This is a genomic window from Mesorhizobium sp. M1A.F.Ca.ET.072.01.1.1, from assembly GCF_004023325.1.
GTDB lineage: Bacteria > Pseudomonadota > Alphaproteobacteria > Rhizobiales > Rhizobiaceae > Mesorhizobium.
Genome location: NZ_RZSF01000776.1, coordinates 1 through 406, shown reverse-complemented (window position 1 = coordinate 406; position 406 = coordinate 1). Strand labels below are relative to the sequence as shown.

The 406-nt window shown below is 62.3% G+C and carries 1 protein-coding gene; it reads right to left on the bottom strand.

Translation table 11 applies throughout. From position 1 onward, the window contains the following. Positions 1-36: 36 nt before the first annotated feature. Positions 37-406: hypothetical protein (locus EOA32_RS37980; protein ID WP_128374352.1), on the bottom strand; the 370-nt coding region annotated here is incomplete at its 5' end.

Here is a 406-nt window from a genome sequence, read left to right as displayed (position 1 = left end):
TACCAAACCTGTGCCTGCGGACCCGTGTTCGCGCCGTCAGCGTCCGCCTGCCGACTTGACGAAACCGGTCCGCGAATCGCGACCTTGCGCACTCTCGTCGACAATCGCGTCGATCGAATGACGCAGTTCCTTCATCACGCCGTTCTGGCGGGCAAGCTCGGCAATGCGCCGCTCGCAATTCAGGATCGACTTCGTCAATTCGCTGACTTCCGACGACTTGCCTGTCGACGCCGAACCGTTCTCCATCGCCTCGACCAGGAAAGCGGCATTCGTCGCCTTCGTCCGGTAGCGATTCTCAAGCCCGGTCTTCTCCGCCTCGATCTCGCCGGCAATCTGATCGAGCAGCCTTGCCAGACGATCGAAGCGCTGGAGATCGGTCTGCCGGTCCCGGGCCGGATCCCTGGAT